This window comes from Vibrio bathopelagicus, from assembly GCF_014879975.1.
GTDB lineage: Bacteria > Pseudomonadota > Gammaproteobacteria > Enterobacterales > Vibrionaceae > Vibrio > Vibrio bathopelagicus.
In genome coordinates this window covers 784,594-803,973 of record NZ_CP062500.1, presented here as the reverse complement: position 1 = coordinate 803,973, position 19,380 = coordinate 784,594, and the positions used below count along the sequence as shown (strand labels likewise).

Sequence of the window (19,380 nt, the reverse complement as noted above, 5' to 3'; positions counted from 1 at the left end):
ATAATATCAATCACTTAAATGGATTAACCACCGAAGTCATCTAGTAGGATGTTTTCATCTTCTACACCAAGATCTTTCAGCATGCCGATAACAGCCGCGTTCATCATTGGTGGACCACACATGTAGTACTCACAGTCTTCAGGAGCTTCGTGGTCCTTCAGGTAGTTTTCGTACAATACGTTGTGGATGAAACCAGTGTAACCGTCCCAGTTGTCCTCAGGTTGAGGATCAGACAGAGCACAATGCCACACGAAGTTTTCGTTTGCAGCCGCTAGGCCGTCGAAGTCTTCAATGTAGAACATCTCACGCTTAGAACGTGCACCGTACCAGTAAGACATCTTACGAGTAGAGTTAAGACGCTTAAGTTGGTCGAAGATATGTGAACGCATTGGCGCCATACCTGCACCACCACCGATGAATACCATTTCATTGTCTGTGTCTTTAGCAAAGAACTCACCAAATGGACCAGAAATAGTACATTTGTCACCTTCTTTAAGAGACCAGATGTATGAAGACATCACACCAGGAGCTACGTCAGGGTTGTTTGGCGGCGGAGTTGCAATACGCACGTTAAGCTTGATGATGCCTTTCTCTTCTGGGTATGAAGCCATAGAGTAAGCACGGATCGAATGCTCTTTAACGATAGACTCGTAACGGAACAAGTTGAACTTATCCCAGTCACCACGGTATTCGTCAGGAATATCGTAATCTGCGTATTTCACGTGATGTGGTTCAGCTTCAATCTGAATGTAACCACCAGCACGGAAAGGTACTTCTTCGCCTTCAGGGATAGCAAGTGCTAACTCTTTGATGAAAGTAGCTTCGTTATCGTTAGAGATAACGGTACATTCCCACTTCTTCACACCAAAGATGTCTTCGTCTAGCTCAATCTCCATGTCAGTTTTCATAGCAACTTGACATGCAAGACGTTCGCCTTCACGAGCTTCGCCTTTTGTAATGTGATCAAGTTCTGTTGGTAGAATATCGCCACCACCAGACTTAACTTTTACACGACACTGACCACAAGAGCCACCGCCACCACAAGCAGAAGATACGAAGATGCCTGCACCAGCAAGAGCACCAAGTAGCTTACTACCAGGTTGAGTAACGATCGCCTTCTCAGGGTCGCCGTTTACAGCAATAGTGATGTCACCTGATGGTACTAGCTTAGATTTAGCGAAAAGAATCACTAATACTAGAGCCAATACAATAATGGTAAACATCGCTACGCCAAGAATAATGCTTTGCATTTGTTATTCCTTATTACTGGGTGCTTACCCTACAGTTGAACACCAGAGAAAGACATAAAGCCTAACGCCATCAAACCAACAGTAATGAACGTGATACCAAGGCCACGTAGACCTGGAGGTACGTCAGAGTACTTCATCTTCTCACGGATACCCGCAAGAGCAACGATAGCTAACATCCAACCCACACCAGAACCGAAGCCGTAAACAACAGATTCAGCAAAGTTGTAGTCACGAGTTACCATGAAAGATACACCACCAAAGATTGCACAGTTAACTGTGATCAGAGGAAGGAAGATACCTAGTGCGTTGTACAAAGGTGGGAAGAAACGGTCTAGAACCATCTCTAGGATTTGTACAAGTGCAGCGATAACACCGATGAATGCGATGAAGTTAAGGAAACTTAAATCGACACCGGCAACAAGTGCATTTTCTTTTAGGATGTGTGTGTAAACAAGGTTGTTTACAGGAACAGCGATTGTAAGTACTACAACTACCGCAACACCAAGACCAAAAGAAGTTTTAACTTTCTTAGAAACCGCTAGGAATGTACACATACCTAGGAAGAAAGAAAGCGCCATGTTTTCGATGAAAATCGATTTAACTAGCAGACTAATATAATGTTCCATGACTACCTTACCCCTTCGCTTCTACTTGTTCTGGTTTGAACACACGAATTGCCCAAATCAAGAAACCAATTAGGAAGAATGCAGAAGGTGCTAGAAGCATCAAGCCGTTAGGCTGATACCAACCACCGTTGCTCACTAGAGGTAGTACTTCCATACCAAATAGTTTTCCAGAGCCTAGAAGCTCACGGAAGAAACCAACAGTGATAAGAACGAAACCGTAACCAAGACCGTTACCAAGACCATCGATGAACGATGGGATTGGAGCAGACTTCATTGCGAATGCTTCAGCACGACCCATTACAATACAGTTAGTAATGATTAGGCCAACGAATACAGATAGCTGCTTAGAGATATCGTATAGGTATGCTTTAAGCACTTGGTCTACCACGATTACTAATGATGCGATAATTGCCATCTGAACGATGATACGCACACTGTTAGGAATGTGATTACGGATTAAAGAAACGAAGAAGTTAGACAGAGCAGTAACAAACATTACCGCGATAGTCATAACAAATGCTGTTTCTAGCTTAGTGGTTACCGCAAGAGCAGAACACACACCAAGAACCTGTAGCGCGATAGGGTTGTTATCCAACACCGGCGCTAAGATGCTCTTTTTAATTTCTTTTGCACTAGACATTAGTTCAGACCTCCGTCACGAACTTTTGCTAGGAACGGACCAAAGCCCATATCACCTAACCAGAAGTCAAATGTATGTTGAACGCCAACGCTGGTTAGTGTTGCACCAGAAAGACCATCAACACCGTGCTCAGTACCTTCAGGAGCACCACCTTTAACTACCTTGATAGCTGGCTTGTGGTTTTCGTCGAATAATTTCTTACCAACGAATTGTGCACGCCAACTTGGGTTCTCAACTTCACCACCAAGTCCAGGAGTTTCACCTTGCTCGTAGTAAGTGATACCAGAAACTGTGTTGCCATCAGTTTCTACCGCAACGAATGCGTACATCATTGACCATAGGCCGTTACCGTGAACAGGGATGATAACTTTAGAAGTTTCAGCGCCATCTTTCACAAGGTATACAGTACCCGTGTTAGCACGACGAATGATCTTAGCGATGTCATCTTCAGCTGAAAGCTTGATTGACTGAGCTGGATCTTTTGCCGCTTTACGTTGGTCGTATGCAGCAGCATCGCCGTCAACGAAATCGCCAGTAGCGAAATCAACTAGACGAGGTTCGATGTTCTCTGCGTACAGTGCTGGGATATCACCTGCAAGCTCAATACCCGCAACTTCAAGGATCTTAGTTTGCTGATCCAGAACTGCGTTAGCTTGCTGCTTAGGTTTAAGAACAACTGCAGCTGTTGAAACGATGATTGAGCACACTAGGCTCAATGCGATAACAACAAACAGCGTCTTTTTAATGCTATCGTTATTACTTGCCATAGCGCGCTAGTCTCCGCTTAATGTTCTTCTCGATTACAACGTGGTCAAACAGAGGAGCAAATAGGTTTGCGAATAGAATCGCAAGCATCATGCCTTCTGGATATGCAGGGTTAACTACACGAATCATTACACACATTGCGCCGATTAGGATGCCGTACCACCACTTACCTTTATTGGTAAATGAAGCTGATACTGGGTCTGTCGCCATGAAGAACATACCGAATGCGAAGCCACCTAGAACTAGGTGCCAGTGCCAAGGCATGCTGAACATTGCATTAGTCTCAGAACCGATCACGTTGAACAGCGTAGACACAGCAATCATACCGATCATTACACCCGCAATGATGCGCCATGAAGCGATACGCATGTAAACGATCATCGCTGCACCAATCATAAGTGCAAGAGTCGATACTTCACCGATAGAACCTGGGATGTTACCAATGAATGCGTCCATCCAAGTGATTGCTTCACCAGATGTTACGTTCATTAGTGCGCTACCGCCGCCTTGAGCCCATTGGCTAAGAGCAGTTGCACCAGAGAAACCATCTGCAGCCGTCCAAACTACGTCACCTGAAATCTGTGCAGGGTATGCAAAGAATAGGAACGCACGGCCAGCAAGTGCAGGGTTCAGGAAGTTACGACCCGTACCACCGAAGATCTCTTTCGCTACAACAACACCGAAGGTAATACCTAGTGCTGCTTGCCATAGAGGAAGAGTTGGCGGAACGATAAGCGCAAATAAGATGGAAGTAACAAAGAAACCTTCGTTTACTTCGTGCTTACGCACCATACAGAACAGAACTTCCCAGAAACCACCAACGATAAATACCGTTGCATAGATAGGTAGGAAGTATGTCGCACCAAGTAGCATCTTACTGCCAACACCTGCATCGGGTCCTAAGGAGGCTCCAAGCATTTCGGTTAGCCAGTAGTGCCAATTACCATCGATAACAGAAACTAATTCAGCGCCTGCGTACATATGGTTAAGTGCAGCGATAGCTTGGCCACCCGCGTTGTACATACCCCAGAACATTGCTGGGAATACCGCGAACCAAACCATGATCATGATACGTTTTAAATCAACGCTATCACGAACGTGTGAGCTTTTCTTTGTGATAAGACCTGGCGTGTAGAACACTGTCGCTGCTGCTTCGTAAAGCGCAAACCACTTCTCGTGTTTACCACCTGGCTCAAAATGATGCTCGATGTCTTCAAGAAACTTTTTAAGGCCCATGAAAATTACCCTTCCTTCTCAATCGTATCTAGGCATTCACGAAGTAGTTGACCGTACTCGTATTTACCTGGACATACAAAGGTACACAATGCTACATCTTCTTCGTCTAGTTCTAGCGCACCAAGTGCTTGAGCACTATCAATGTCGCCTGCACATAGATCACGAAGCAGCAATGTTGGTTCCATATCTAGAGGCATTACGCGCTCGTAGTTACCAATTGGAACCATTGAGCGGTCACTACCGTTTGTTGTCGTTGTCATGTTGAACAACTGACCTTTAAACATGTGACCAAGGAATGAACGAGTAACAGAGAACTTGTTCTTACCAGGCATAGCCCAGCCGAATAGCTCTTTATCACGACCTTCACGTAGAACAGAAACTTGCTGATGGTAACGACCAAGGTAAGCATGTGAGCCTGTTGCTTCAGTACCCGTAAGTACAGAACCAGAAATCACACGAACTTCACCTGGCATTAACTCGCTGTCAGTCAACTCTTCAAGGCTAGCACCAAGTTGAGTACGAACTAGACGTGGGTTGTTCACCACTGGACCAGCCAGAGAAACAACACGCTCAGAGTAAATCTCACCAGTAAGGAAAAGCTTACCGAATGCGATAACATCTTGGTAGTTAATGCTCCACGCTACATTTTGTGCATTTACCGGGTATAGGTAATGCATATGCGTGCCTGCAAGGCCTGCAGGGTGTGGGCCATCAAAAACATGTTCTTCAACGTTAGACTGAGCTGAACGAGGTAAGCTAGTACCTTTTTTACAAACGTACACTTTACCGTTAGTCAGAATTGAAAGAAGATCTAAACCAGCAACGAAAGCATCAGACTGCTCGTTAATGATTAATTCTGGCTCAGCTGCTAGCGGATTAGTATCCATAGCAGTTACGAAAATAGCCTGAGTTTCAGAATCAATGGCTGGAACCTTGCTGAACGGACGAGTTCGCAAAGCGGTCCATGCGCCAGACTCAACTAACTGAGCTTTAACCGTTTCACGGTCAAGGCCTACTAGTTGGTTAGCTTCATAGCTATTGAACGTGATTTGCTCATTGCCTGCTACTTCAATCACTACTGATTGAAGAACACGCTTAGCACCACGGTTCACTTCAATAACTTTACCGCTTGCTGGAGAAGTAAATACAACACCTGGGTTCTTTTTATCTGCAAAAAGAACTTGGCCTTTCTTTACTTCATCACCAACGCGAGCATGCATCGTAGGACGCATACCAACGTACTCTTCGCCAAGCAAGGCGACTTTAGTGATGGACTTACCATCATTAATCACCTGGGATGGAGTTCCTGCGATAGGAAGATCCAAACCCTTCTTTATTGTAATCATACGCACTTGCACTACTTTATCGGGAAAAAGATTCTTTAAATTGCGTAAATTCAGGACGTTTTATTCCGCCCTTAGACACGACATTACAGTGTCCGGTTTCGGTAGATTTGAGATACCAAAATCGCAACATTATCTTAATAAATTCATCACACTAATTATGTGAGATTTATCAGGTGCCGTATACTAGCATTTTTTGACAACTTGATGCCATGACCAATAACTTGAATACGGCCTTTATTTGGTGAGATTTGAAGCATATGGACTCTCAAATATGTATAAATTTGACGAGCCGCACAGATAAAATGGCTTTTGAATCGTGTTTTAAACAAGAGATTAATACTCTGTCACAAACTAATATTTTACGAGTTATGTTGAAACACTGTTAATAAAAACATTACTCATTGTGGGTATTTTTGACAGCTCAATTTGACATCAATCTGAGTGATATAAAACCTAAAAACACATAGTTTTGATGACAAAAGAGGCGGCATAACCACCTCTATTTATATGTATTGAATCTATTACTTGCCACCACCCATACACATAGGGCTGTCTGGCACGTTATCTAGCTGCTTCATCCATTCATCTTTTGTATAGGTATGAATAGATAGCGCGTGAATATTATTCGCCAGTTCTTCTGAAAGTGCTTTATTTACCGCTCGGTGACGAGCAATAAGGCGCAAACCTTCAAACACATCGCTGACAACAATCACTTTAAAATGACTCTCAGAACCAGCCGGAACATTGTGCATATAGCTCTCATTCACCACGTTTAAATGACTTGGTGAAAACTCATTGTGCAATTTTGTTTCGATAACTTCTTGGATCATTGTGATTCCTTAAATAGCGTATTGGCCTTATCTGTCGCTCCAGTATAAACCCTAACTAACCGACTGTCTGAGTATTTCATCGCTGACTCGAGGGGTTTAGTCGAGTTTTTTATATCTTGTTCAGGCTGCATTTGAGACAATATCTTTGTTATTTCTTACATAAGTATCTCAAGCAATGAAAACTGAACTTACCCTTCACGATAGAACTTTAACCCTAAATCGTTTCCCCAACCGTTCAAATGAACCCCTTCAAGCTTGGGATGCCGGCGACGAATACCTGATTAGCCATGTTGAAGAGATGAATCTTGAATCTGGTAAACACATACTGATCATGAACGACAGTTTTGGCGCCCTATCCGCTTGGTTCTCAAAAGATCATGACGTGACCATGATGAGCGACTCGTTTATCTCTCATCGCGGAACGCTAAAAAACTTACAGCGCAATCAGAGCAACCGTGTGAACTTTCTGAACACCATGGATGATATCCCACACGGTATCGACCTTGTGATCATGCAATTACCAAAAACCAACCGCCACCTAGTATGGCAGTTGAGCCAATTGCGCCAAGCATTACCTGAAGGCTGCCAAGTGATTGGTGTGAATAAAGTAAAAGAGATCCACACTTCAACACTTAACCTGTTTGAAAAATATCTGGGTGAAACCAAAACCTCTCTGGCTAAGAAAAAGCATCGCCTTGTGTTCTCGTCTCCAAACTGCCAACCGATTCAAACGGTAGAGCCTTATGTTGAATGGGATGTGGACGGTGAAGATATTCGCTTGAAAAATTTACCAAATGTTTACTCAGGCGAGGCACTCGATCAAGGCGCTCGTTATATGTTGGAACACATTCCACAAGATCCAGAATTACGTCACATAATTGATTTGGGTTGTGGTAATGGTGTACTGAGTGTGAAAGCAGGTCAGTTAAACCCACAAGCTCGTATTACCTGTGTAGACGAAAGCTTCATGGCTGTGGAATCTGCGCGCCAAAATGTAAAAGACAATCTTGGCGAAGAAGGTAACTTCCAGTTCATCGCAAACAACTGTTTAGATGGCTTTAAGAAAAACAGCACCTACTTAGTTATGTGTAATCCTCCGTTCCATCAACAACAAGCGATTACTGATCACATTGCGTGGCAAATGTTCTGTGATGCAAAGCATGTTCTTAGTAACGGAGGTAAATTAATTGTTATTGGTAACCGACACCTCGGATACGATGTCAAACTAGCAAGATTATTTGGTGAAGCTAACGTCGAAACGCTTGAATTGAACCAAAAATTTGAGATATTACAGGCAACAAGAGAGCCTGCTAATTTTAATAAATAGGCAGTAGACTGCTTCATAAGAATTTAAGATACCGAGCTTCTGGTGTGAATTTAGAAAGGATAAAGGAATGAAAAAACTGATTTTGGCTGCTTCTATCATGGCTCTGACTGCCTGTTCAGCCCCTCAGCAAGAACAGATCAACGTAATGCCAGAAGCTTCACTAAGCTCAAGCAATCTCGTTCAAGGCAAAACATACACACTAACGAGCAAAGATGTTCGTGCCGCTCAGTATGTAGCATTGGTCGATAGTGGCCGTTCAAATATCCAGCCGATTCATGCCAAACAGAACATGCGTATTTCTCTAGAGGACGCATTAGCAAAACAACTGGACTCTCAAGGTTTCCGTGCAAGCGTAAACAGTGAAAACTCAATTGTTTTAGAGATTCAAGAAGCACTTGTTACCGTAGAACACACCATTATGGAAAACCAAATGGACGGTAAAGTCACACTTGAAGTAACGGCTGAAACACCTGAAGGTAAGCTCGTTAAAACATTCAACGGTACTGCAACTCGTACTGGTGCATTAAGCGCTTCAAACGACGACATCTCAATGGTTCTAAACGATGTGATCAACTTAGTTCTTACTGAAATCGCGAACGACCCTGAGCTACAAAACTACATGAAGGAACGTTTCTAATGAGCCGTATTCTAACTTCTATCGCATTAATGCTGGTTAGCGTAAGCGTTTGGGCTGGCCCTAAAGTGAACGTAGAGACGACATTAGGCGAATTCACTATTGAGCTAAACCAAGAGCAAGCACCAATTAGTGTGGATAACTTCCTAAAATACGTTGAGGATGGCAGCTACGAAGGCACTATCTTCCACCGTGTTATCCCTGGCTTTATGGCGCAAGGTGGCGGTTTTGATCAAGACATGAATCAACAAGCGACTTATGCTCCGATCAAAAATGAAGGCAGTAACGGTCTAAAAAATGATACAGCAACGATCTCAATGGCTCGCACTAACGCGCCAGATTCTGCGACTCGTCAGTTCTTTATCAACTTTTCGGATAACGACTTCTTGAATGCAAAAGGTGGCAACCCTGGTTACGCTGTTTTCGGCACTGTGACTGAAGGTTTCGATGTCGTACAAAAGATGGCAACCATTCCTACTAAGCGAATCGGTCGCATGTCAGATATCCCATCAGACCCTATCATCATCAATAAAGTAACGCTTCTTAAGTAATCTCATACAGCGCCCTTAACCTCTTAAGGGCGTTTTTCTATACAAGGACGCCCCATGTCATCTGGCACTCCCTCTCTTTCTTGGATGCAGACCTTCCGAAGCTATCTCGATAAGCGCTTACTGTGGGTGTTCATGCTCGGCTGCTCAAGCGGCTTCCCATGGGTTCTTATTGGATCCAACATGTCTGGCTGGCTTAAAGACGCAGGCTTAACTCGTGCTGCGATTGGTTATTTCGGTAGTGTGTTCGCCGTCTATGCCATTAACTTTCTTTGGGCACCACTGGTAGACCGAGTCAAACTGCCAATCCTACATGCAATGTTGGGCCAACGACGCAGTTGGATATTCCTATGCCAAAGCTTTGTATTGATCTGCACGCTCTTCATTGCCGGAGTCAACCCAGCCAATGATTTGATGTTCACCTCTATGCTCGCTCTCGGCATCGCGACGGCCTCTGCAACCCAAGATGTCGCAATTGATGCCTTCCGTATTGATTCATTTCCAAAATCAGAATCGTCAAAGTTACCACAAGCATCCGCAATGGCCGTGATGGGATGGTGGACGGGCTATTCTCTTCCGGGTTATCTCGCCTTTATCAATGCCGACACGATCGGTTGGAATGGCGTGTACTTCGGTATGGCTGGTGTCGTCATCATTCTGATGCTATTCACCTTATTTGTCGGTGAGCCAACAACACAACGTGAAGCGCTACAAAAAGAGGCGCAGCAACGACACAATAAGGTTGTGGGCTCTAAAGTCGTCGCCTGGTTTAGCGTAACTGTACTAGAACCGTTCTACGATTTCTTTAAGCGTAACGGTGTACAAGTTGCTATTACCCTGTTGCTCTTCGTATTCCTATTTAAGATTGGTGAAGCCTTCTTAGGTAGAATGTCGATCACCTTCTATAAAGAGATTGGCTTTAGCAACGAACAGATCGGCCACTACTCTAAATTGATTGGTTGGGGCGCGACGATACTCTTCACCTTGCTAGGCAGTATCTTCAATGTGAAATTCGGTATTGTACGCGGGTTGATGATTGGCGGCATAGCAATGGCAGCCAGTAACCTCATGTTTGCGTGGATAGCTAAAGCAGGCCCAAGTGAAACTCTGTTCTTGGCAACAATTATTGTCGATAACTTTACTACCGCCTTCTCTACTGTCGCATTTGTGTCTTTCTTGACCTTACTGACAGGACAAGCTTTCTCTGCGACTCAATACGCTCTACTAGCTTCCTTGGGTAACTTCGGTCGAACAACGTTGGCTTCTTTCAGTGGTGAGTTGGTCGATTATCTCAATGATTGGTCCACCTTCTTTATACTGACATCATTAATGGTGATACCGAGTTTGATCATGCTCTACTCGTTACGCCACTTTTTCACGGACTTATTAGAAAAAGCCAAAAACAATCAAGAGTAATGGAAAGAGGGTAGCATCGCGCTACCCTCTCTTTTTTACTGTCAGTCACTCTCGGAACACAATTAGTCCGTCGTATCACCCACGATTAAGTTAAAACCGACGTCCATCGAATCATCAATCACCACTACTTGATACAACACTCCATTAGCTAATGTTGTCGCTATAGAATCGACCTCGACAATAGATGATTACCCAACAATAAGAATGTCACAAAACAAGTTCCCGCTGTGATAAAACCCCGTTCACGCAATCTTTGAGTTTCGTGCAAATAACTGTCTCAAGAGTTCTGTGACAGAAAAAAGCAGCCACGTTCAAATTTCAGACGACTCATCACATGAGTGTTCACCAATTGATTTCAACATCAGTACGAACTCGATTAAGAATGGATTAAACACGGGGTTAATACGTTGGTCGAATTAGTCATTTCCAGCAAGAAAACGCTTAGAAAGGAATACTGTTGATTTTGATATGCATGTCACTCTATTCAGTAGAATCGTTTGCTTAGGGCAGTAATTCACCAATTTATCCATAAAATAATCTAATTTCACAAAATCAATAGAATTAGTGGTGCATCAAGATGCATTACCACCTTAAAGTTCCATCATTTAGATCATTAGTGTGATCAACTTCACCATAATAATTATAGTTTTCACTCCGTCTCACTTTTATTTGAGAACAAAATCGCTATTATGCTCGGCATTCGGACATATAAACACGCACGGATTAGCGGGTTACTTATTTCAAACATAGAGAGTTCCATTATGCGTAAATCACTTTTAACTCTTGGCCTACTTGCAGCAGCTTCTGCTCCAGTAATGGCGGCTGATTATTCTGACGGCGACATCCACAAAAATGATTACAAGTGGATGCAGTTCAACCTTATGGCTGCAATCGATGAGAAAGGCGCAGGCCCAGAGTCAACTCACGATTACCTAGAAATGGAATTTGGCGGCCGCTCGGGAATCTTCGATCTTTACGGTTACGTTGATGTATTCAACCTAACTTCAGATCCAGGCAGCGACAAAGCTGGTGCAGAAAAAATATTTATGAAGTTCGCACCTCGTATGTCTCTAGACGGACTAACAGGTAAAGACCTTTCTTTCGGTCCAGTTCAAGAGCTTTACGTTGCATCTCTTATGGAATGGGGTGGTAACTCTGGTGTAAACAACCAGAAGATCGGTCTTGGCTCTGACATCATGGTTCCATGGTTCGGTAAAGTTGGCCTAAACCTATATGGTTCTTACTACGGTAACGACAAAGACTGGAATGGTTTCCAAATCTCGACTAACTGGTTCAAACCATTCTACTTCTTCGAGAACGGTTCATTCATCTCTTACCAAGGTTACATCGATTACCAATTCGGTATGGAAGACAAGGCTGGTAACAAGTTCAACACTAACACGTCAAACGGCGGTGCTATGTTTAACGGTATCTACTGGCACTCAGACCAATTCGCTGTTGGTTACGGCTTGAAACTATACAAAGACATCTACGGTTTTTCAGATGGTGAAGCACTACCATGGACTCAAACTGTTGACTCTTCAGGTGTAGGTCACTACCTAGCAGTAACTTACAAGTTCTAATCGAACTTCTAAGAAAGTTTCCTAAATGGCACCCTCGGGTGCCATTTTTTATTGCTTTCATTTAATGCCTCGCTATCCTTGCTGCATCACTTTCTTATCTCGGTATTGCTGTGAACATCACGATTGTTGGGCCAGGGGCTATTGGCTCTTTGTGGGCGATAAAACTACTTCAAGCGGGTCATAATGTATCTTTGTGGGGCCGCTCCGCAGACAACTCAATGAAACTATCATTGGATGAGCAAGTTTCTCTTTCCTTCAATAATCACAATATCGAAAAGCTATCAGAAAGTGATCTAGTGATCTTCACGGTCAAAGTTTGGCAAGTAGAAGAAGCAACCATTCCACTGCTTCAACATCTCGATCCCGACACCATTCTCATGTTCATGCACAACGGAATGGGCGCGGTCGATAACATAGCGACTCAAATTGATGCTCACCCCGTAATATTGGCGACCACCACTCAAGCGGCATTCAAACCCAATCGCAACAATGTATCCCACACAGGAATAGGCCAAACTCAATTGGGTGCTTTTAACCTCAAGGGTCAACAGTGCACTTTTTTAGTTGATGTGTTGGAACATGCCTTACCTGCCGTGAGTTGGAATCCTGAGTTAAAAACAGCGCTGTGGACTAAGCTCGCCATCAATTGTGCCATCAACCCACTGACAGGGCTGGAACAAATCAAAAACGGGGAGCTTGCTGAGCAAAGATTTAGCGAAGTTCTGAGTTCTATAATTAAAGAACTCACACAAGTGATGCTGGCTGAGGGTATTACTTGTTCCTTCGACGAATTAGAGAAAAGCGTCATCAAGGTTATTCAAGCGACAGCACAAAACAACTCCTCAATGAAGCAAGACATGTTCTACCAACGAAAGACAGAGATCGACTTCATTACTGGACACCTAATAAAAACAGCGCTTAAGCATCAGATAAAGGTTCCAGTTAACAAAAAGCTCTTCGCTCAGGTTAAAGAACGAGAAAATAGCTGGAATAATCAAGATTAGTCAGCAACGGTTAACAAGTCGCGATAAAATAACGATACCGCTACGCATAACGCTAGCACCAATTTCTAAGATTTTAGGTAAGAATAGATGCTTGATATCAATCACATCCGAGAGCAGTTTCCTGCGCTATCACAAACCATCAACCAACAACCGTTGATTTACTTAGACAGCGCGGCAACGACACAAAAACCTCAGGTGGTTATTGATGCCATTAGCCAATATTACTCCAAGCAAAATGCCAATGTTCACCGCGGTAGTCATAGCTTAACAGCTCAAGCAACCAGTCAATTTGAAGCAGCAAGAGACAAAGTCGCTCAGTTTATCGGCGCGACATCGTCAAAAGAAATTATTTGGACTCGCGGTGCAACCGAAGCACTTAACCTGATCGCTCAAACCTACGCCAGAAGTACACTTCAACCTGACGATGAGATCTTAATTAGCGAAATGGAGCATCACGCCAACATCGTCCCTTGGCAAATCGTAGCTGAACAAACTGGTGCAAAGGTCATCAAAGTACCGATGACATCTGACTGTGAGTTTGATCTCGAGGCATTTGATGCTCTATTAACTGAACGAACCAAGATTGTAGCTCTGGCTCAGATAACAAATGTCACTGGTTCTCGCCAACCGATTGAGCAAGTGATCGAAAAAGCCCATAAGTTGGATGCCATCGTGGTGGTTGATGGTGCGCAAGGTATCGTTCACGAACCGGTTGATGTTTCGGATTTAGGCGCTGATTTCTACGTTTTCTCAGGGCATAAACTCTATGCCCCTGCAGGCATTGGCGTGCTTTACGGTAAGCTTGAATTGTTAGAAGCGATGCCACCTTGGCATGGTGGTGGCAAAATGGTCGAGCGCGTATCTTTCTCTGGCACCACATTTTCTGAACTGCCGGGGAAATTTGAAGCTGGCACGCCAAACGTGGCGGGAGCCATAGCATTAAGTACAGCGATAGAGTGGTTACATCAGTTTGAGCAGCACGACGTAGAAACTCACATCCACCAGCTACAACAGAAAACCTACCAAGCACTCAACCAATTGGATGATATCCTGGTTGTTGGCTATAGACCCAATTCAAGTGTGATTACTTTTGTGATGGACGGTGTTCACCATCAAGATATTGCAACTCTATTAGATCAACAAGGTATTGCCGTTCGTGCTGGCCACCACTGTGCGCACCCATTAATGGATGCACTCAATGTAAAAGGGACTGTACGGATCTCATTTGGTATTTATAACAATATGGATGATGTCGAAAAGCTGATCGCGGCAATAGAGAAAGCCGTTGATATGCTATAGATAACAAAGAATAACGAGTAACGGACTTGGGTTGGCGCTTAGCGTCAACCCTTTTTGTATCTGTACTTCTAAGAGATGTTATGCACTTAGTTCTTGGATTTGAGCAACAATCGCTTTTAACCCATTACCGCGAGATGGGCTTAGATGGGTAATTAGACCGATTTGTTCAAAGTAGCCATCAATGTCGAATGCTTGTACCTGCTCTGATGTTTTTCCATCATATGCCGCCATCACTAATGCGATTAGACCGCGGACAATACGCGCATCAGAATCGGCGCAAAAGTACCAAACACCTTCTATGTTCTGAGAAACTAACCACACTTGGCTTTCACAACCAGATACCACAACCTGTTCACTTTTCAGTTCATCAGGCATCATTGGCAGCTTCTTGCCCCATTGAATCACTTGACGATAACGGTCTTCCCAACCGCTGAAAGTCTGCATTTTTGCGACAATATCATTGCTGTTGATTTCTTTGCCGAATGGAGAGCTTGGGAATGACATCATTTTAATATCCAGTAGATTGTTAGGTACACAAAAGCTTGCTGTCTAGTCTCTAATAATTATTTATTTAGAATGCTTTTGAACGATCTTTTCTACGATACGTGAAACCGCCACAAAACCAAACGTAGCCGTTACCACTGTTGCCGCACCAAAACCCGTCGCGCAATCCATACGCTTTGGACCTTCTGCGGTCGCCTTCGCTGCACATACACTACCATCAGCTTGAGGGTATTTAAGTTGCTCAGTAGAGAACACACAATCGATACCAAACTTACGCGCAGGGTTCTTAGGGAAATTATGATGACGACGTAAGGTGTCTTTCAATTTCTTGGCTAACGGGTCTTGAATCGTCTTAGTCAGATCAGCCACTTTGATTTGAGTCGGATCGATTTGTCCACCAGCACCACCCGTGGTGATCACTTTGATTTTGTTACTACGACAATAAGCCAGCAGTGAAGCCTTAGCTTTCATGCTATCAATCGCGTCTAGAACAAAATCGAACTCTTTCGACAAATACTCAGCCTGATTGTCAGGGCCAATAAAGTCATCAATCAGGTTCACTTTACACTCAGGGTTAATCAACTTAACACGCTCTGCCATCACTTCGATTTTGCTCTTGCCAATCGTACCCGACATAGCGTGGATTTGACGGTTAATGTTAGTCACGCACACGTCATCCATATCGATCAACGTCAGCTCACCTAAACCAGTACGAGCAAGCGCTTCAACAGCCCATGAACCTACGCCACCAATACCGATCACACACACGTGTGCAGCTCTAAGTATGTCGACTTCACTATTGCCATATAGGCGACGAGTGCCACCAAATCGTTGGTCATAGTTTTCTGAAGCTGGAGTGGTCAATTCACGCATTGTTGCCGCCAATTTATTTCTGAGAAAAAGAAAAGAGTGCGTTTTATACGCACTCTTGAATAAAAAGTCTAGGGGATTAGCGATTCGCTTTCAATGCCCTATTTTATTGTCGTTTACTCAACCTTCTCAGGAGGTAAAGCCCAAGGCGCTTCGGTTGCGCTGCCATCTAAACCAAGCTTCCACACACGACCAAAATGCTTGTAATGACCCGCTTCAGTACCCGCTCTTGGCCCCATACCGTGGTAGAGATCCAAGTGGTTTTGCTTAACGGCACCACCGGTATCTAAAACCAATAGCAATCTTAATTGGTGCGCACCACTCCAAGTACCATCAGAATTCAGTAACGGAACCTCAGCAAGAATCGGAGTACCCATTGGTAAGATAGAGCGATCGCCTGCTACTGCAGCCATTGGTAATAAGGGAATACCCGCGCTGCCCATTACTGATAGGTCGTCTCTCGCTTCAAAGAAAACGAAAGACGGGTTTTGCTCTAACAGCTCTTTGACCACTTCTGGGTCATTCGCCAGCACCCACTCTTTAATCGCTTTCAACGACATCTTTTCGCGTGGAACCAAGTCTCGCTCGATCAACACACGACCAATACTCACGTAAGCTTTGTTGTTTTTCCCCGCGTAAGCAAAATACTGCAACGTATCGTCATCACCAAAATGCACAAAACCACTGCCTTGTACTTCCATCATGAACGGGTCGATACGATTTGCAGAGTAGCCGAGCTCAAGACCTTGGCCTTCTAATGCACCGTTGTAGATCTCCTCCCGTGTTGGGCAATCTTTGTCACAGTCAGGAAGTCCATAAACAGGGAATCGGTATTCCTCACTCGCTTCATGGCGCAGTTCCATCACCGGAGAAAAATAGCCCGTGAATAAGACATTACCTTGCTTATCGCCGCCACCAAGCTGAGCGGTTTGAACGCCGAAGTTAGCTAACTCGCTAGGATCTCCACTTTGCATCGCCCACTCATTAAGTTGCTGATAAAGCGGTTCGTAGATTTTAGCCATTGAAGGGGATTTTGAAACGACCATCTCAGCTTGTTCTGAAAATGCGGTGTAGTCTCTTGGCTTATTAGATTCGACCTGATCAACCTTATTTAAGGTACGGGGAAATTCATCATCAAGATGTTGTTGAGCAAGGTCGGTAGGTTGAGCACAGCCAAATAGTAAAGAGGCGGCAACAAGGGGAAGCCATTTTTTAATCACAAGAGTCATCCTAAAAATTCTATGCATCGAGGATGACAAAAACGGTCAGATAACACAATCTTAGATTGTAAGAGTTTACAGTAAGATAACCTATCGAACGGAATTATCGATATAGCCTTTGAGGCGAAAGACTGGGTTGTAGTGCCCATCCGAATCGAGCACCATTTCCGTATGATCAGATTTGGTCATGCGGAAGCGATACGTTTTATCCCCCGCCTTGTATTCAAAGTAATTACCATCAAACTCAAAGTTAGTCGAAATAACTGAACCACCGACTGAGACACCATTGGCATTAAGCACAAATTCATCTGTCGCATAATGAGCAACATCTTGTTCAACCCAAGTGCCATAAAGCAAGTGATCGGGTGTTGCTGCATCTTGTACTCTATTAATAACATCACCAAAAAGAGACACCACCGCAAACGTACCGACCATAGCTAATGCCATTAGGCTGCGTTCAATGATCTTACGCTTCAATTTAGATTGGTTGCGCTGCTCAGCTTCACTGTACAGGCCTTTGGTTATCTCATCGATCTTGTTCTTTCTTGCTGGAGCTTGTTGCATTCGGTAACTACTCATAAAGATGCTATGCGCATTCTACACTGAGACAGTTTATATAATGAACCCTAGATGAGAATAGTTTGCGCTTTATTCCAAAAATGTGTTGTTTAAATTTGAATTTAAATGCTAAATTAACGAATAAATAAACACAAATGGACTTGTTCTGTGAAATTAAGAAGTACAGCGCTAGTAAAAGGTTTCAGACAATCAACCCCTTACGTAAATGCCCACCGTGGTAAAACCATGGTAATTATGCTGGGAGGCGAAGCCGTTGCCGATAGAAACTTTGGTAACATTATTAGTGATATTGCCTTACTCCACAGCCTTGGAGTCAAGATTGTTCTTGTTCATGGGGCAAGACCGCAGATCAACCAACTGTTAGCAAAGCAAGATTGCCATACGCCTTATCACAAGAATATTAGAGTCACCGACGAGTATTCTCTGGGTGTTGCGATGCAGGCAGCAGGCCAATTACAACTCGCCATCACAGCTCGTCTTTCAATGAGCCTGAACAATACCCCTATGGCGGGCACTCAACTGAACGTCATGAGTGGCAATTTTATTACCGCTCAGCCGCTAGGTGTCGATGATGGTACGGATTACTGTCACAGCGGGCGTATTCGTCGAATCGATATTGAAGGGATTAATCGCACACTCGACCAAGGCTCCATCGTCCTACTTGGTCCGATTGCCAGCTCCGTAACGGGTGAAAGCTTTAACCTACTTTCTGAAGAAGTCGCAACTCAAGTGGCTATTCGTTTAAAGGCTGATAAGTTGATTGGCTTTTGCTCGGAGCAAGGGGTAACGGATCAAAATGGTAATGTACTCGCCGAACTTTTCCCTAAAGACGCCAAGCTAATTCTAGAACGGTTAACTCAATCTCAAAACCCTGCCGAAGACATGAGCACAGGAACATTACGATTCCTGAAAGGTGCTATCTCGGCTTGTCGTGCTGGTGTGCCTCGTTGTCACTTAATTAGCTACAAAGTGGATGGCGCATTAATCCAAGAACTGTTCTCTTTCGACGGTATTGGAACCCAAGTGGTCATGGCGAGTGCCGAGCAAGTCAGACAAGCTCAGATTGATGACATCGGTGGTATCTTTGACCTCATTCGCCCGCTTGAAGAACAAGGTATTCTCGTCCGTCGCTCAAGAGAGCAGTTAGAACAAGAAGTCCATCGCTTTACCATTATCGAAAAAGACGGTCTGATTATTGGCTGTGCTGCATTATATGCTTACCCCGAAGATCACATGGCAGAGATGGCATGTGTTGCTATCCACCCTGACTACCGCGATGGAAACCGTGGGCAATTACTGCTGGATTACATGCGTCATCAATCCAAGTCGCGTGACATCGACCAAATCTTTGTTCTTACCACACATAGCCTTCATTGGTTCCGTGAACAGGGTTTTTACGAGATAGGCGTTGATGAATTACCGATGGAAAAACAGGGTCTATACAACTATCAGAGAAACTCAAAGATCTTAGCGTTGAACGTGTAAATAAAGTTTTGGATCAAAATCTCAATTTGATCGCAAATTAATTGCAAATGTAATCGTTTACTATATGAGTTTTATCAAATATGCACTTTCACTCACACGAATAATTGTATAGAATTTAAGCGCTTTAATAATATTTACAAATGTTTTTATAGGAATTGCCATCTCGATAGTCATATCGAACTCATTGAGATGGTAACTGCACGGATTGCTATACCCGT

Annotated in this window: 19 protein-coding genes; 8 read left to right on the top strand and 11 right to left on the bottom strand. The window is 43.8% G+C overall.

What is annotated here, in order from left to right; genetic code table 11:
- Nucleotides 1-23: 23 nt before the first annotated feature.
- From nqrF to bolA, 7 genes are all read right to left on the bottom strand, one after another.
- Complete coding sequence (nqrF, locus tag IHV80_RS03560; protein ID WP_004735212.1) at nt 24-1,250, bottom strand: NADH:ubiquinone reductase (Na(+)-transporting) subunit F; 1,227 nt, start codon at nt 1,248-1,250, stop codon at nt 24-26.
- 29 nt (nt 1,251-1,279) lie between these two features.
- Nucleotides 1,280-1,876, bottom strand: coding sequence for an NADH:ubiquinone reductase (Na(+)-transporting) subunit E (gene nqrE / locus IHV80_RS03555; protein ID WP_004735211.1), 597 nt, complete (start codon nt 1,874-1,876; stop codon nt 1,280-1,282).
- 7 nt (nt 1,877-1,883) lie between these two features.
- Nucleotides 1,884-2,516: an NADH:ubiquinone reductase (Na(+)-transporting) subunit D gene (locus IHV80_RS03550; RefSeq protein ID WP_004735210.1), complete on the bottom strand. Its 633-nt coding sequence runs from the start codon at nt 2,514-2,516 to the stop codon at nt 1,884-1,886.
- Nucleotides 2,516-3,283 carry a Na(+)-translocating NADH-quinone reductase subunit C gene (locus tag IHV80_RS03545; protein ID WP_192890081.1) on the bottom strand — a complete coding sequence of 256 codons (768 nt, stop codon included), beginning with the start codon at nt 3,281-3,283 and terminating at the stop codon, nt 2,516-2,518. Before IHV80_RS03545 ends, IHV80_RS03550 begins: the two co-directional genes overlap by 1 nt.
- Nucleotides 3,273-4,517: an NADH:ubiquinone reductase (Na(+)-transporting) subunit B gene (locus tag IHV80_RS03540; protein ID WP_192890080.1), complete on the bottom strand. Its 1,245-nt coding sequence runs from the start codon at nt 4,515-4,517 to the stop codon at nt 3,273-3,275. The genes IHV80_RS03545 and IHV80_RS03540 overlap by 11 nt, the downstream gene beginning before the upstream one ends.
- 5 nt (nt 4,518-4,522) lie before the next feature.
- On the bottom strand, nt 4,523-5,863 hold the full coding sequence (locus IHV80_RS03535; RefSeq protein WP_102267172.1) for a Na(+)-translocating NADH-quinone reductase subunit A: 1,341 nt from the start codon (nt 5,861-5,863) through the stop codon (nt 4,523-4,525).
- Between the two features lie 521 nt (nt 5,864-6,384).
- Nucleotides 6,385-6,693, bottom strand: a complete 309-nt coding sequence (bolA, locus tag IHV80_RS03530; RefSeq protein WP_017064186.1) for a transcriptional regulator BolA — start codon at nt 6,691-6,693, stop codon at nt 6,385-6,387.
- Between the two features lie 175 nt (nt 6,694-6,868).
- Between bolA and IHV80_RS03525 the strand changes: the two genes are divergently transcribed.
- From IHV80_RS03525 to csdA, 7 genes are all read left to right on the top strand, one after another.
- Nucleotides 6,869-8,020, top strand: coding sequence for a methyltransferase (locus IHV80_RS03525; protein WP_192890079.1), 1,152 nt, complete (start codon nt 6,869-6,871; stop codon nt 8,018-8,020).
- 67 nt (nt 8,021-8,087) lie between these two features.
- Entirely contained in the window at nt 8,088-8,657 is a 570-nt protein-coding gene (locus IHV80_RS03520; protein WP_192890078.1) for a YajG family lipoprotein, read from the top strand.
- The gene (locus tag IHV80_RS03515) at nt 8,657-9,205 is read left to right on the top strand and encodes a peptidylprolyl isomerase (RefSeq protein WP_192890077.1); all 549 of its coding nucleotides are present in this window, start codon (nt 8,657-8,659) and stop codon (nt 9,203-9,205) included. Before IHV80_RS03520 ends, IHV80_RS03515 begins: the two co-directional genes overlap by 1 nt.
- A gap of 54 nt (nt 9,206-9,259) precedes the next feature.
- Nucleotides 9,260-10,618, top strand: coding sequence for an AmpG family muropeptide MFS transporter (locus tag IHV80_RS03510; RefSeq protein ID WP_192890076.1), 1,359 nt, complete (start codon nt 9,260-9,262; stop codon nt 10,616-10,618).
- 761 nt (nt 10,619-11,379) lie between these two features.
- Nucleotides 11,380-12,201, top strand: coding sequence for a nucleoside-specific channel-forming Tsx family protein (locus IHV80_RS03505; protein WP_102437455.1), 822 nt, complete (start codon nt 11,380-11,382; stop codon nt 12,199-12,201).
- Between the two features lie 110 nt (nt 12,202-12,311).
- Nucleotides 12,312-13,205 (top strand): 2-dehydropantoate 2-reductase, encoded by an 894-nt coding sequence (gene panE / locus IHV80_RS03500; RefSeq protein WP_192890075.1) that lies wholly within the window; start codon nt 12,312-12,314, stop codon nt 13,203-13,205.
- An 87-nt stretch (nt 13,206-13,292) separates the two neighbouring features.
- Complete coding sequence (csdA, locus tag IHV80_RS03495) at nt 13,293-14,504, top strand: cysteine desulfurase CsdA (RefSeq protein ID WP_192890074.1); 1,212 nt, start codon at nt 13,293-13,295, stop codon at nt 14,502-14,504.
- A gap of 78 nt (nt 14,505-14,582) precedes the next feature.
- On the opposite strand, the gene csdE is transcribed toward csdA, so the two are convergent.
- The 4 genes from csdE to IHV80_RS03475 form a co-directional block, all read right to left on the bottom strand.
- On the bottom strand, nt 14,583-15,011 hold the full coding sequence (csdE, locus tag IHV80_RS03490; RefSeq protein WP_192890073.1) for a cysteine desulfurase sulfur acceptor subunit CsdE: 429 nt from the start codon (nt 15,009-15,011) through the stop codon (nt 14,583-14,585).
- 60 nt (nt 15,012-15,071) lie between these two features.
- Nucleotides 15,072-15,881, bottom strand: a complete 810-nt coding sequence (tcdA, locus tag IHV80_RS03485; RefSeq protein WP_086715986.1) for a tRNA cyclic N6-threonylcarbamoyladenosine(37) synthase TcdA — start codon at nt 15,879-15,881, stop codon at nt 15,072-15,074.
- 113 nt (nt 15,882-15,994) lie between these two features.
- Nucleotides 15,995-17,107: a murein transglycosylase A gene (mltA, locus tag IHV80_RS03480; RefSeq protein ID WP_192890072.1), complete on the bottom strand. Its 1,113-nt coding sequence runs from the start codon at nt 17,105-17,107 to the stop codon at nt 15,995-15,997.
- Between the two features lie 81 nt (nt 17,108-17,188).
- Nucleotides 17,189-17,662: a DUF2850 domain-containing protein gene (locus IHV80_RS03475; RefSeq protein ID WP_192890716.1), complete on the bottom strand. Its 474-nt coding sequence runs from the start codon at nt 17,660-17,662 to the stop codon at nt 17,189-17,191.
- A 162-nt stretch (nt 17,663-17,824) separates the two neighbouring features.
- Between IHV80_RS03475 and argA the strand changes: the two genes are divergently transcribed.
- Complete coding sequence (argA, locus tag IHV80_RS03470; RefSeq protein ID WP_192890071.1) at nt 17,825-19,162, top strand: amino-acid N-acetyltransferase; 1,338 nt, start codon at nt 17,825-17,827, stop codon at nt 19,160-19,162.
- The last annotated feature ends 218 nt before the right edge of the window (nt 19,163-19,380 follow it).